General features: G+C 69.8%; 13 protein-coding genes. 8 read left to right on the forward strand and 5 right to left on the reverse strand.

Annotation, left to right across the window (positions count from 1 at the left end; genetic code table 11):
- Window positions 1-404: 404 nt before the first annotated feature.
- The 3 genes from V5F53_RS11005 to V5F53_RS11015 all read left to right on the forward strand — a co-directional run bounded on the left by V5F53_RS11005 (window position 405) and on the right by V5F53_RS11015 (window position 2,438).
- On the forward strand, window positions 405-1,253 hold the full coding sequence (locus V5F53_RS11005) for a VOC family protein (RefSeq protein WP_393996479.1): 849 nt from the start codon (window positions 405-407) through the stop codon (window positions 1,251-1,253).
- Between the two features lie 38 nt (window positions 1,254-1,291).
- On the forward strand, window positions 1,292-2,173 hold the full coding sequence (nifH, locus tag V5F53_RS11010) for a nitrogenase iron protein (protein WP_393996480.1): 882 nt from the start codon (window positions 1,292-1,294) through the stop codon (window positions 2,171-2,173).
- A 67-nt stretch (window positions 2,174-2,240) separates the two neighbouring features.
- On the forward strand, window positions 2,241-2,438 hold the full coding sequence (locus V5F53_RS11015; protein ID WP_393996481.1) for a Nif11-like leader peptide family natural product precursor: 198 nt from the start codon (window positions 2,241-2,243) through the stop codon (window positions 2,436-2,438).
- Window positions 2,439-2,525: 87 nt separating this feature from the next.
- On the opposite strand, the gene V5F53_RS11020 is transcribed toward V5F53_RS11015, so the two are convergent.
- A complete protein-coding gene (locus V5F53_RS11020) occupies window positions 2,526-2,864 on the reverse strand; it encodes a hypothetical protein (RefSeq protein WP_393996482.1) in 339 nt (112 codons plus the stop codon).
- 53 nt (window positions 2,865-2,917) lie between these two features.
- The gene (locus V5F53_RS11025) at window positions 2,918-4,516 is read right to left on the reverse strand and encodes a sigma-54-dependent Fis family transcriptional regulator (protein ID WP_393996483.1); all 1,599 of its coding nucleotides are present in this window, start codon (window positions 4,514-4,516) and stop codon (window positions 2,918-2,920) included.
- 384 nt (window positions 4,517-4,900) lie between these two features.
- On the opposite strand from V5F53_RS11025, the gene nifE reads away from it, so the two are divergent.
- The 5 genes from nifE to nifA all read left to right on the forward strand — a co-directional run bounded on the left by nifE (window position 4,901) and on the right by nifA (window position 10,416).
- Window positions 4,901-6,310: a nitrogenase iron-molybdenum cofactor biosynthesis protein NifE gene (gene nifE / locus V5F53_RS11030; protein ID WP_393996484.1), complete on the forward strand. Its 1,410-nt coding sequence runs from the start codon at window positions 4,901-4,903 to the stop codon at window positions 6,308-6,310.
- 10 nt (window positions 6,311-6,320) lie between these two features.
- The gene (gene nifN, locus V5F53_RS11035; RefSeq protein WP_393996485.1) at window positions 6,321-7,700 is read left to right on the forward strand and encodes a nitrogenase iron-molybdenum cofactor biosynthesis protein NifN; all 1,380 of its coding nucleotides are present in this window, start codon (window positions 6,321-6,323) and stop codon (window positions 7,698-7,700) included.
- Window positions 7,694-8,203 carry a NifB/NifX family molybdenum-iron cluster-binding protein gene (locus tag V5F53_RS11040; RefSeq protein WP_393996486.1) on the forward strand — a complete coding sequence of 170 codons (510 nt, stop codon included), beginning with the start codon at window positions 7,694-7,696 and terminating at the stop codon, window positions 8,201-8,203. Before nifN ends, V5F53_RS11040 begins: the two co-directional genes overlap by 7 nt.
- A gap of 5 nt (window positions 8,204-8,208) precedes the next feature.
- Window positions 8,209-8,532 carry a NifU family protein gene (locus tag V5F53_RS11045; RefSeq protein WP_393996487.1) on the forward strand — a complete coding sequence of 108 codons (324 nt, stop codon included), beginning with the start codon at window positions 8,209-8,211 and terminating at the stop codon, window positions 8,530-8,532.
- Between the two features lie 102 nt (window positions 8,533-8,634).
- Complete coding sequence (gene nifA, locus V5F53_RS11050; RefSeq protein ID WP_393996488.1) at window positions 8,635-10,416, forward strand: nif-specific transcriptional activator NifA; 1,782 nt, start codon at window positions 8,635-8,637, stop codon at window positions 10,414-10,416.
- A 513-nt stretch (window positions 10,417-10,929) separates the two neighbouring features.
- Here nifA and V5F53_RS11055 read toward each other — a convergent pair.
- The 3 genes from V5F53_RS11055 to V5F53_RS11065 form a co-directional block, all read right to left on the reverse strand.
- Entirely contained in the window at window positions 10,930-11,307 is a 378-nt protein-coding gene (locus tag V5F53_RS11055; RefSeq protein WP_393996489.1) for a hypothetical protein, read from the reverse strand.
- Window positions 11,308-11,542: 235 nt separating this feature from the next.
- Window positions 11,543-12,358 carry an ABC transporter permease gene (locus tag V5F53_RS11060; RefSeq protein ID WP_393996490.1) on the reverse strand — a complete coding sequence of 272 codons (816 nt, stop codon included), beginning with the start codon at window positions 12,356-12,358 and terminating at the stop codon, window positions 11,543-11,545.
- The gene (locus V5F53_RS11065) at window positions 12,355-13,167 is read right to left on the reverse strand and encodes an ABC transporter ATP-binding protein (RefSeq protein WP_393996491.1); all 813 of its coding nucleotides are present in this window, start codon (window positions 13,165-13,167) and stop codon (window positions 12,355-12,357) included. The genes V5F53_RS11060 and V5F53_RS11065 overlap by 4 nt, the downstream gene beginning before the upstream one ends.
- Between the last annotated feature and the right edge of the window lie 54 nt (window positions 13,168-13,221).

Below are 13,221 nucleotides of genomic sequence, written 5' to 3' on the forward strand. Positions count from 1 at the left end.
TCCGGCACCCGCGCGGAGGTCCGGGAAACCGTCCGAACCGCGTCGGTGGGGACATCGCAGGAAGCGTGCCAGAGACTGCGCCGCACCAAATCCCTGCCTTCGCGGTGGTTTGCGGCCGCTGCAGCGGCGTTCGCGGCCGCACTGCGCACCAATTGGTACGAACTTCAAGAAAAGCGTACGCGCCAGTGCGGCCACTCTCCCGAAAGCCCCCGCCGTTCCTCATCCCGACGTCTGGCACGAGTGTTGCGAATACTGTCGGCGCGAAGGCCGTTTCCGGTGATCGCCGCCGACCCGCCGGTGCGCGAGGGGAAAAGCCGAGCATCCGTTTTCGATTGCGCGTGCCGTGCAGGCGCCGGCGGCTGGACCGCCCCGCGCCGCACCGTCTCGCGAGCCAGGAGCGCGCCATGTACGAGCCGACGCACGAGCCTGTCCCCGGCCCAGCGCAGGAGCAGGCGACGGCCGGAACCACGGGTCCGCAGGAGGGCCCCGAACCGGCCGGGCCGGTGCTGCGCATCGCCGTCGCCACCCGCGACGGCACCCGGATCGACCAGCATTTCGGCCAGACCGACCTGTTCCACATCTATGACGTCAGCACCTCAGGCCCCCGCCTCGCCGGACGCCGCGTGATCGCCGAGCACGAGATCGCGGGGGAGGACCGGCGCGACACCATCTACCGCCTCATTGGCGACTGCCGCGTGCTGCTGGTGGCCAAGATCGGCGTCACGCCGCAGGAGGTGCTGGCCGGCAAGGGGGTGGAGGCCACCGATCTGCATGCCGGCAAGGGCGTCGAGGAGGCCCTTGCCGCCGTGTTCGCGGCGAAGACGGCGGCGCTGGACACCGGCCCCCTCGATGCCACCGACTTCCGCCTGCTCCATGCCATGCTGCGGGTGGAGGACCTGGACCGCTCCATCGCCTTCTACACCGGCGCCCTCGGCATGCGCCTGATCGAGCGGCGCGAGCACAAGAAGAACCAGTTCTCGCAAGCCTATCTCGGCTATGGCGGCTTCTCCCAGATGACGCTGGAGCTGGTGCAGAACTGGCAGCGCGAGACGCCTTATGTGGCGGGCGACGCCTTCGGCCATATCGCCATCGCCGTCAGCTCCATCACCCGCCTGTGCGACCGGCTCTCGGCGCGTGGCGTGCCCATGCCGCGCCCGCCACGCCCACAGCGGCACGGCGAGGCCATCGTCGCCTTCGTGGTGGACCCGGACGGCCACCGCATCGAGCTCGTGCAGGCGCCCGAAAACGCCTGACCGTTTCACCCCCCCCTTAAGCCAGAAGGATTGAACAGATGTCGTCGCTGCGCCAGATCGCGTTTTACGGAAAGGGAGGCATCGGCAAGTCCACCACCTCCCAGAACACCCTCGCCGCCCTGGTGGACAAGGGCCAGAAAATCCTCATCGTCGGCTGCGATCCGAAGGCCGACTCCACCCGCCTGATCCTCCACGCCAAGGCCCAGGACACCGTGCTGTCGCTGGCCGCCAACGCCGGTTCCGTCGAGGACCTGGAGCTGGAGGACGTGATGAAGATTGGCTACGGCGGCATCAAGTGCGTGGAGTCCGGCGGCCCGGAGCCGGGCGTGGGCTGCGCGGGGCGCGGCGTCATCACCTCCATCAATTTCCTGGAGGAGAACGGCGCCTATGACGACGTGGACTATGTCTCCTACGACGTGCTGGGCGACGTGGTGTGCGGCGGCTTCGCCATGCCAATCCGCGAGAACAAGGCGCAGGAAATCTACATCGTCATGTCGGGCGAGATGATGGCGCTCTACGCCGCCAACAATATCGCCAAGGGCATTCTGAAATATGCCAATTCCGGCGGCGTGCGCCTGGGCGGCCTGGTCTGCAATTCGCGACAGACCGACCGCGAATGGGACCTGGCCGATGCGCTGGCCCGCCGGCTCAACTCGCAGCTCATCCATTTCGTGCCGCGCGATAACATCGTGCAGCATGCCGAGTTGCGCCGCATGACCGTGGTGGAATACGCGCCCGACAGCAAGCAGGCGGGCGAATACCGCCAGCTGGCGGAAAAAGTGCATGCCAACAAGGGCAACGGCACCATTCCCACCCCCATCACCATGGAGGAGCTGGAAGACCTGCTGCTCGACTTCGGCATCCTGAAGAGCGAGGAGCAGCAGCTCGCCGAGCTCGCCGCCAAGGCCGCCGTCGGCTGATGCCCGCCGCGACGGGGCCCGCCTGCCCCGTCGCCCGCCCCCACCCACGACACGGGAGCAGGACGCCATGTCGGTTGAATCCGCGGTCGCCTATATTCGCCGGATGCGCGAGGACGATGTCTTCCGCAAGACCATGAACGACCTCAGCGAGGATGACGACAAAAGCTGGGCGGAACTCCGCGCCGCCGGCTTCGACTTCACCATGCTGGAGTTCAAGGCCGCCCAGGACGCGATCTACAAGGAACACGGCATCACGCCGCTGTAATGCCGCGCGGCCGGCCCTGGCTGGCGCGCGTGTCGCACCCCTCGCAAGGCGCCATGGCCGGTGAGCCCCGCTCACCGGCCATCTGCGTCAGCTGCGATAGCGCAGCACCGCTTCGCGCTTGGCGGTGAAATGGCCGGCGATGGCGTCGGCCAGCGCCGCGTCGAGAGGAATGCCATAGGCGGCGGCGGCCTTGGCGATCTGCTCCGGCGGCACCCCCTGGAGCGAGGCGCAGCCGGCATTGGCCAGGGCCATCACCCGCTTCTTCAGCCCCTCGTCGCCGGTGGCGGCGAGCCAGCCATCGCGCAGCAGGCCCGGGGCATAGTCGCCGGCGATCTCAAAGCTCGAGCCGCAGCCGCGGATGGCGGCGGCCATGGCGATATCCGCCAGGAGCAGGTGGAAACGCTGGCTTTCGGTCAACTCGCTCATGGTTGGTCTGCGCTCCGTTGCTGGGGTGGCGCCGCGTGTCCGGGCCCCCCCGTTCAGTCCTTGTCGCCGCGCGCGGCGCCGCGCCGGTAGGTCTTGTAGGTGATGCCGTGCTTTTCCATCCGCAGGCCCAGGATGCGGCGGGTCAGGCCGAGATCCTTGGCAGCTTCGGTGGTGTTTCCGTCGTGGCTCTTCAGGGCTTCCACGATCATCTCATATTCCACCGCCTGGATCTTGGCTTCCAGCCCACACCCGAAGCTGGTGCCGGTCTCGGCGGAGGTCTGCAGCGAGGGCGGCAGGTTGTAGCCATGGATGACGCCGTCGTCGGACAGGATCACCGAGCGCTCGATGACGTTCTCCAGCTCGCGCACGTTGCCGGGCCAGTGATAGGCCATCAGCATGTTGAGGGCGGGGGTGGAGATGCGCTTCACCTCCTTGCCGCTGTCCTGGGCGCATTGGGCGATGAAATGGTCCGCCAGCAGGATGACGTCGCTGGTGCGGTCGCGCAGGGGCGGGATGGTGATGGGGAAGACGTTCAGGCGATAGTACAGGTCCTCGCGGAAGGTTCCTTTTTCCACCATCTCCTGAAGATTGCGGTTGGTGGCGGCGATGATGCGCAGATCGACGCGGATGGACTTGGCGCCGCCCACCCGCTCGAAGGTCTTCTGCTGCAGCACCCGCAGCAGCTTCGCCTGCATGGGCAAGGAGAGCTCGCCCACCTCGTCGAGGAAGATGGTGCCGCCGTCGGCCAGCTCGAACCGGCCCTTGCGGGTGCCGAGGGCGCCGGTGAACGCCCCTTTCTCATGGCCGAACAATTCGCTTTCGATGATGCTTTCCGGCAGCGCCGCGCAGTTGAACACCACGAACGGGCCATCGGCGGAGGCGCCGTTGTAGTGGATGGCGTTGGCCACCAGTTCCTTGCCCACGCCGCTCTCCCCCAGCACCAGCACCGTGGCCTTGGTGGCGGCCACCTTGTGGATCAGCTCATAGACTTCCTGCATCGGCTTGGAAGTGCCGATGATGTTGGACGGCTTGAAGCGGCGCTTGAGCGCGCTCTTGAGGCGGCGATTCTCATTCTCAAGCCGCACTTTCTCCACGTTTTCCAGCAGATACAGTTCCACCGCCGGCGCGATCATGGAGGCAACCGTGGCGATCAGCTCCACATCCTGCTTCAGCAGCTTCTGGTCGAGATAGACCCGCTCGGCGCTGATGGTGCCGAGCACGCGGCGCGAATGCACGATGGGCACGCAGAAGAAGGCGGCCCGGCTGGCGCTGCCGTCGCCATGGGACCTGGTGCGGTCGAGGAAGCGCGGGTCGGCGGCCAGGTGCGGCACCACGATGGGCTTGCCGGTCTCCACCACCTCGCCCGTCAGCCCCTCCCCCGGCAGGTACACGCCGCGGGCCTTCTCTTCCTCGGTCAGGCCGAAGCTTTCGTGGATGAAGATGGTCTGCGAGCCCTGGTCATAGAGGGTGACGGTGCCGCGATGCACCTTCAAGCGTTTCCGCATCACCTTGAGGATGATGGCGAGGGACTTGGTCAGGTCCTCGTTCTCGGCGATGACCTGGCTGATCTGATAAAGAATTGGCAGCACGTTGATCCGGCATTCGCCGGTGAAACAGTGCGTGAAGTCTTCGAGAGCGTCGTCGACGTCCACGGTGACGATTTCCTCGGCAGGAATTGCAGGACCCTCCGGCGGCGGCGCGCGCCCACCGAATGGCGTGGCAATTTCGGGACCATCCCGTTTCTGGCAGACGCCGACATTCTCACACACGCTATATTCGAAAGGGAATATCCAATTTCCCTGCATCGGCAAATTTCTCCGCGCCGGCCGGATCGAACCGAAACGTACGAACGGGCGCCCCAGCGCCGGGGAATGTACGAACCGCAGCCCGTCGCTTTGCCTCTGAACGCCAGGACTGGGCCCAGTTGCGGCCATTTCATCGCCCCGGGCTGCCAGCCCGCTGCTGTGGCCCACGGCTTGCTACTCCAAGGGTCATATTCCCGATGACATATCGGGATGCGCCTTACGGAGTGTCCCATGACGCCCGACGAGATCGCCGCCCTCCTGAACGAGCCGGCCTGTGCCCACAACACGAAATCCAAGTCCGGCTGCGCCAAGCCGAAGCCCGGCGCCACCCAGGGCGGCTGCTGCTTCGACGGCGCGCGCAACGCGCTGCTGCCCATTTCCGACGTCGCCCACATCGTGCACGGCCCCATCGGCTGCGCCGGCTCCTCCTGGGACACCCGCGGCACGCGCTCCGGCGGGCCGGACACCTACCGCATCGGCATGACCACCGACCTCAACGACCTGGACGTCATCACCGGCCGGGGCGAGAAACGCCTGTTCAAGGCCATCGGCCAGGCGGTGGAGGAGCATGCCCCGGCGGCGGTGTTCGTCTACAACACCTGCGTGCCGGCGCTGCAGGGCGACGACATCGAGGCGGTGTCCACGGCCGCCGCCGCGCGCTTCGGCGTGCCGGTGGTGCCGGTGGACTGCGCCGGCTTCTACGGCAACAAGAACCTCGGCAACCGCATCGCCGGCGATGCCGCCTATCGCCATGTCATCGGCACCCGCGAGCCCGACCCGGTGCCGGCTGGCGCCGAGATCGCGGGCATTCGCCGCCATGACATCAACCTGATCGGCGAATGGAACGTGGGCGGCGAATTCTGGAACGTGGCGCCGCTGTTCGACGAACTGGGCCTGCGCATCCTGTGCAGCTTCTCCGGCGACAGCCGCTTCCACGAGGTGCAGACCATGCACCGCGCCGAAGCGAGCATGGTGGTGTGCTCGAAAGCCATGCTGCACGTGGCCCGCAAGCTGGAGGACGACCACCGCGTGCCGTGGTTCGAGGGCAGCTTCTACGGCGTTGCCGACACTTCCCAGGCGTTCCGCGACTTCGCCCGCCTGCTGGGCGACGACGACCTGTCCGCCCGGGTCGAGGCGCTGGTGGCCCGCGAGGAGGCGAAGGTGGAGGCGGCATTGGCGCCCCTGCGCGAGCGGCTCGCCGGCAAGCGGGTGCTCATCTTCACCGGCGGCTACAAGTCGTGGTCGGTGGTGTCGGCCATGCAGGACCTGGGCATGGTGGTGGTGGCCACCGGCACCGAAAAGTCCACCGAGGAGGACAAGGCCCGCATCCGCGCCCTGATGGGGCCGGACGCGCGCATGATCTCCGACAACGACCAGACCGCGCTCATCGCCACCTATCACGCATGCGACGCCGACATTCTGATCGCCGGCGACCGCTACATCTACCCCACCTTGAAGTCGCGCATTCCCTTCCTCGACATCGACCATGTCCGGCGCATCGGCTACGCCGGCTATGACGGCCTCGTGGAGCTGGCGCGCAACCTCGACCATGCGGTGCATTCGCCGGTGTGGGCGGCGGTGCGGCGGGCGCCGCCATGGCGGGCGAACCCCGCCCGCCCGCTGCGCTCGGCGGCGGCCTGAGGCGGCGGCCATGGCGGAAATCGTCCTGCCCACCAAACCGCTGGCGGTGAACCCGCTGAAGGCGAGCCAACCCATCGGCGCCTCGCTCGCCGTCCTGGGCCTCGCCGAGGCCATGCCCCTGGAACATGGGGCGCGCGGCTGCACCAGCTTCAACAAGCTGTTCTTCATGCGCCATTTCAACGAGCCGATCGCGCTGCAGACCACGGCCATGGACCAGACCACCACCGTGCTCGGCGCCGACGACGCGGTGGTGGAGGCCCTCGCCACCATCTGCGACACCAACCGGCCGAAGATCATCGGCCTCGTCACCACCGGCCTATCGGAAATGCAGGGCGCGGACGTGCCCCGCACCATCGCCGCCTTCCGCCAGCGGCGGCCGGACCTTGCCCAGGTGGCGGTGGTGCCGGTGAGCGCTTCCGATACCCTGGGCTGCCTGGAGAGCGGCTTCGCCGCCGCCGTCGCCGCGCTGGTGGAAGCCCTGGTGCCGCGCGGCGCCCTCGCCGGACGGCGGCCCCGCCAGGTGAACGTGCTGGCCTCCGCCATGCTCACGCCGGGCGATCTCGACGAGCTGCGCTGCTGGATCGAGGCATTCGGCCTGAGCCCCGTCATCCTGCCGGACCTGTCCGGCTCCCTCGACGGCCACCTCATCGAGGCCGGCTATTCCACCCTGACCTACGGCGGCACCGACATCGCCGACATCGCCACCATGAGGGAATCCGTGGCGACGCTGGTGGTCGGCCCCTCCCTCGCCAAGGCAGCGGACGCGCTGACGGCACGCACCGGGGTGCCCGACCGGCGCTTCGCCGGCCTCATCGGCCTGGAGGCCGCCGACGCCCTCACCCAGGCCCTGTCCGAGATCGCCGGGCGCGACGTGCCCGCCAGCCTGGAACGGCAGCGGGCCCGGCTCACCGATGCCATGGTGGATTGCCAGTTCCAGTTCGGCGGCGCGCGCGTCGCCATCGCCGCCGACGCCGACCTGCTGGCGGCCCAGGTGGGCTTCTTCCATGCCATGGGCGCGGACGTGGTGGCGGCCATCGCCTCCACCCGCGCCGCCCATCTCGCCAGCCTGCCGGTGGAAACCGTGGTGGTGGGCGATCTCGCCGATCTCGAATGGCTGGCCCGCGAGCGAAACGCCGATCTGATCGTCACCAATTCCCACGGCGCCGAGATCGCCGCGCGCACCGGCGCGAGCCTGCTGCGCGCCGGCTTTCCCATCTACGATTCCTATGGGGCCCATGCCGATTCCGGTATCGGCTACGCCGGCACCCGCCGCTTGCTGTTCAAGGCCGCGGACCTGCTCGCCGCCCATTATCAGGAGCTTGCGCCGTATCGCTCGCGCTACCGGGCGGCGCCACCGGCGCCCGCCACCGGGAGGGCGGCGGGATGCTGAGGATCGCCTTCGCCTCCAACGACGGCACCACGGTCAACCTGCATTTCGGCGGCGCCGAAAGCCTGGTGCTGTACGATGTCGCCCCCGGACGGGCCGACCTGCTGCGCGTCGGCGCGTTCCTGAAGGCGGACCAGGTGGGCGAAAGCGGGCGCTCCGGCCTGGCCGGCACCGTTCAGGACAAGGTGTTGGCCAAGCTCGACTTCCTGGACGGCTGCCACGCCGTCTACGCGGCCTCCATCGGCACCTCCTCCATCCGCCGGCTGATGGGAATCGGCATCCAGCCGATCATCGTCGATACCGGCCATGACATCGTGGACCTGCTCAACGAGGTCAGCCTCGCCTTGGTCCACGGGGGCCTCGCCTGGGTGGACAAGGCCAAGGCCAAGGCGCCGCCGCCCGGCTCCTCCCCGTCGCCCTCCCCGGCGCCCTCCCTCTGCCCTTCCCCCGCCGTTGGCGCCCGCCAGAGCCACCGCCTCCTGTCCTCCCTCGAAGAGCTGGATTGAACGCCATGACCGACACCGCCACCCTCGCTCGCGCGGACCATGCGTCGTCCGCCATGCCCGCCGCTGCCGACGCCTTCTCCGGCCGTCCGGGCCTGACCGAAGCGGAGCGCTTTGCCATCATCGTCGCCACCATCGAGGAGATCCGCCCGGTCATCCGCGCCGATGGGGGCGACCTGGAGTTGCTGGCGGTGCACGGCCAGCGGGTCGAGGTGCGCCTGACCGGCACCTGCATGTCCTGCGCCCTGGCGGGACAGACGCTGGGCGGCATCCGCCGGCGGCTGATGGCGGTGCTCGACATTCCGGTGATGGTGGTGCCCCGCCTCGTCTGACGCGGCCGCCCGATCTCCGGCCCCCTGCGCCCCCTCTGGCGCGTCCGACGGCGCCACCCCGGCGGACGCGCCGTCGAAGGACCCGCCCAGCGGAGAATGCCCATGAACGTGATGTCGCCCCCCTCCCTCGCCCTGCCCGTTTCCCCCGGCGATGCCGACGTGGCGCTATCGGGCCTGAGCGAGATCGCCGAGATTCTCGCCGAACCGCAGCCGCCGGCGCGGGCCATCGGCGATGCGCTCGCCTGCCTCTCGCGCTTCTGCGGACTCGGCCATGGGCTGGTTGCCGTCGTGGATGACACCGGCGCGCTGCGGCCCCTGGCGGCGGCCGGGGGCGACCCGGTCGGCACGGCCGAGCGCGCGGGCGGCGCCTTCCTGCACGATATCGTCGCCACCGCCCTGCCCACGGTAGCGCGGACGCCGGGCTGCGCGGACGCGCAGAAGGAGGTGCGCATCGGCGTGCCTTTGAAGGTCGCTCGGCGGGTCATCGGCACCTTGAGCGTCGAGCGCCGGCGCCACCCGGGCCAGTCGGGGAGCTGCGACGAGGATCTGCGCGCGCTCACCGTGGTCGCGGGCCTCATGGTGGCGGCGCTGCAGGCGGACGGCCAGCCCGACGGCGCGCCGACGGACACCCGGCCGCCGGCGGTGGCCCCCCCGGCGGCGGGGCGCGTGCGGCCGCGCGACCTGGGCATCGTCGGCGCCAGCGCCGCCCTGGGCGCCGCCCTCGACAAGGTGGCGCGCGTCGCCGCCACCCGCCTGGCGGTGCTGCTGCGCGGGGAGAGCGGCACCGGCAAGGAATTGTTCGCCCAGGCGGTGCACCGCCTGTCGCCGCGCGGCGAGGGTCCCTTCGTCAAGGTCAATTGCGCCGCTTTGCCCGAGAGCATGCTGGAATCGGAGCTGTTCGGCCATGAGAAGGGCGCCTTCACCGGCGCGCTCGCCACCCGCAAGGGCCGCTTCGAGCTGGCCGACGGGGGCACCCTGTTCCTCGACGAGATCGGCGACATTTCCCCGAGCTTCCAGGCCAAGCTGCTGCGCGTGCTGCAGGAAGGCGAGTTCGAGCGGGTCGGGGGCGCGCGGACCATGAAGGTGGACGTGCGCATCGTCGCCGCCACCAACCGGGACCTTGAGGCGGCGGTGGCGATGGGCCATTTCCGCGCCGACCTCTATTACCGGCTGGGCGTGGTGCCAGTGCGCCTGCCCGCCCTGCGGGACCGGCCGGGCGATATACCGGTCCTGGCCCGCCATGTGCTCCAGCGCTTCAACGCCGAGAACCATTTGCGCCTGAAGCTCGGCGCCGACGCGCTGGAGCTGCTGCGCGCGTGCAGCTTTCCCGGCAATGTGCGCGAACTGGAAAACTGCATCCGCCGCACCGCCATCCTGGCGCCGGGGCCGCAGATCGCGGCCGGGGATTTCGCCTGCCGCGGCGAGGGGTGCTCCGCCGGCTTGCTGGCGCGCACCCTGCGCCCCGGCCCGCGCAGCGGCCAAGGGGGCGGCCAAGGGGGCGGCCAAGGAAGTGGCCAAGGAAGTGGCCAAGGGGGAGATCGAGCGGGCGGCGACCGGGAGCGGAGAGACGGGCGCGACGTTCAGGCGTCGCAAGCCTCCGCCCCCCGGCCGTCGCGCCTGCAGGCGCCCGCCGCGCCCGCGCCATCGGCCGGCCCGCCGAGCGCGGGCCGTGGCGACGCACGGCGGGCGGCGCTCGGTGGCGGCGCCGGGCGGCGCGCCGCGACGCGGGTCCACGCGCCGCGCCTTCCCGATGCGGCGATGTTGATCGATGCGATGGAGATGGCCGGCTGGGTGCAAGCCAAGGCCGCGCGGCTGCTCAATCTGACGCCCCGGCAAGTGGCCTATGCGATCAATCGGCACGGCATCGACGTGAAGAAATTCTGAGCCCGGCGGTCGGCGGCAAGACCCTTCCCGGACCTGCGGCACCGCCGGCCGGGCGTCGCGAAGACCGGATGCGGGTGAGAGCCCGCGCCGCCACCGCCGAATCGCACTGCCCATGACGGTCCGCCACCCGCAACCCGCTCGCGGCCCCGGGTTCCGACGCCCCTCCAGGGGCCGGCACGGTGATCGCTCGCCACAGGGCCCCGGCCTCGGCGCTGCAGCATAGCGCAGGGGACGCGTCCTTCGGTGCCCGGACGGCGTGGGCCACGGCCGCCTTTCACCCGTCCCCTCGGCGTCGCGGCCGGCAAGCCGGACACATCCGCGCCCCGCGCCAGGGCGGCAACATGGGATGGACGCCCCGCGGCGCGACCGCCGGCACCGCCACGCCCACGACACGAAGGGCCGATGAGTTGCCCCATCGGCCCTTCGCCATGCGTATCACGTCCCGGAGCTGATCCGATCCGCACGCCCACCGGCGCCGAAGAAGCCAGTTCCGGTCGCGGCAAAGCCGCGCGGTCAGTAGGACAGGGCCGCGACCTTTTCCACGTGAATACGGTTGGCCACGCGGCTGATGCGCAGGGTCGCGCCCTCGGCGCCCACGGCGCCCGGCACGGAGATGACCTGCTGCTGGCCCGGCTGCAGCGTGGCGGACACGCGCACCACCGCGGGAGCCGCGCCCTGGTCGCCGGCGGCGGCATCCACCGTAGTGATCACCTCGTAGCCCTGGGCGCCCTGCACCCAATAGGTCACGGCCGCGGCCTTGCCGCCCAGGTCGGTCACGATGGCTTGCTTCTCGCCGACGCCCGCGTCGCTGGCGAACGACGTGGCGGCCACGGTCACGGCAGCGGTGGCGAGCAGGCCAGCCACGCCGGCGATCTTGAAGAAGGTGTTCATGTCGAATTCTCACCGCGCACGCGTGTGGCCGGCGGCCTAGGTCTCGGTGCGCTTACTCCCCTGCACTATGAGCGACTCATGCTGCGATGCACAACGGCGCTTTCTGCAGCGCAGAAATGCGCTTCCGGAAGACCAGCCTATACCGATTTACCGTCCGGCAGCTCCATGGCCCGGCATGGGCCGATGGCGTGCCCTCCAGCGAAGGGGCTGCGCCACCAGAGCGCGCCGGTGCGGCTCAGCTCTCCCCCTTCCAGGCCGTCAAGCGCCGCTCCAGCACCACCAGGACCTGGTTGACGCAGAGGCCGAGCAGAGAAAGGGTGAGAATGCCGGCATACATCTTCGGGATCTCGAACGTGTATTGGGCATAGTTCACGAGATAGCCGAGGCCCGCCCGGGCGCCGACCATTTCCGCCGCCACCAGCACCAGGATGGAATAGGCCCCCGCCACCCGGATGCCGGTGAAGATGGTGGGCACCGAGGCCGGCACCACCACCTTGGCGAACAGCGCCAGCGGCGACAAAGCCATGGAACGCGCGGAGCGGATCAGCAGCGGGTCCACGTTGCGCACGCCGCTCACGGTATTGAGCACGATGGGCCACAGGCAGGCGTAGAGCACCATCGCCACCTTGGAAACCTCGCCCATGCCGAGGATGAGCACGAACACCGGCAGCAGCGCCAGCGGCGCGGTGTTGCGGAAGATTTCCAGCAGCGGGCTGATGAGCTCGGCCACCGGCCGGTACCAGCCGATGACCAGGCCGAGCGGCACCCCGGCGGCGATGGCGATGGCAAGGCCGCTCACCGCCCGATAGGCGCTGGCGAACAGATGGGCCTCCAGTTCGCCGCTGGCCGCCATGTCGAGAAAGGACGCGACCACGGCGCTGAACGGCGGCAGGAAGGTGGCGTCCAGCAGCCCGAGCCGGGGCAGGATCTCCCAAAGCGCCAGGAAGGCGAGGATGGCGAGCGCCCCCCGCACCGGGCGCAGCGCCACGCGCGCCAGATCGGCCAGCCCCGCGCGGTCCGCCGCCGGCGGAGTGTCGAACCAGGCGCTCACGCCACCCCCTCCGCCAGAGGCTGAAGGCTTGCCGGCCGCTGCGGCGCCCGGCCATGGATGAGCTGCCAGATGCGATGCCGGAGCGCCACGAACGCCGGCGTGGCGCGCAGGTCGTCGGCGGACGGATCGCGATCGATGCGGACCGGCAGGTCGGCGATCACCCGGCCGGGACCCGCCGCCATCACCAGCACCCGCTGGCCGAGATAGACCGCCTCCTCGATGGAATGGGTGATGAAGACGATGGTCTTTCCGGTCTGGCGCCAGATGCGCAGGGTTTCGTCCTGGAGCCGCTCGCGGGTCTGGGCATCGAGGGCCGCGAACGGCTCGTCCATCAGCAGCACGGCGGGGTCGTAGGACAAGGCGCGGGCGATGGCCACGCGCTGCTTCATGCCGCCGGACAATTGGTGCGGATACCGGTCGGCGAAGGCGGACAGGCCGACGAGATCGAGATAATGGCGGGCCCGCGCGGCGCGCTCCGCCTTGGCCACGCCCTTGGCCTCCAGCCCGAAGGCGATGTTGCCGAGCGCCGTCTTCCAGGGAAACAGCGCATATTGCTGGAATACGATGCCCCGGTCGAGGCCGGGTCCCCGGACCGGCGCGCCGTTCACGTGGATGGCGCCGCCCTCGGCGGCCGTGAGGCCGCCGATGAGGTCGAGCAGAGTGGTCTTGCCGCAGCCGCTCGGCCCCACCAGCACCAGGAACTCCCCCGCCGCCACCTCGAACGAGATGTCCTGGAGCGCCACGAAGCTGCCGCGCCGGTTGAGGCTGAAGCTCTTGCTCACATTGCGCACGCTGATGGCCGCGCCCATGGCCGCTCTCCTCGATCAGGCCGCGCCCCGGCCGGCGTCGGCCGGCGCCGCGCG

It is taken from the genome of Xanthobacter cornucopiae (assembly GCF_043195065.2).
Taxonomy (GTDB): domain Bacteria; phylum Pseudomonadota; class Alphaproteobacteria; order Rhizobiales; family Xanthobacteraceae; genus Xanthobacter.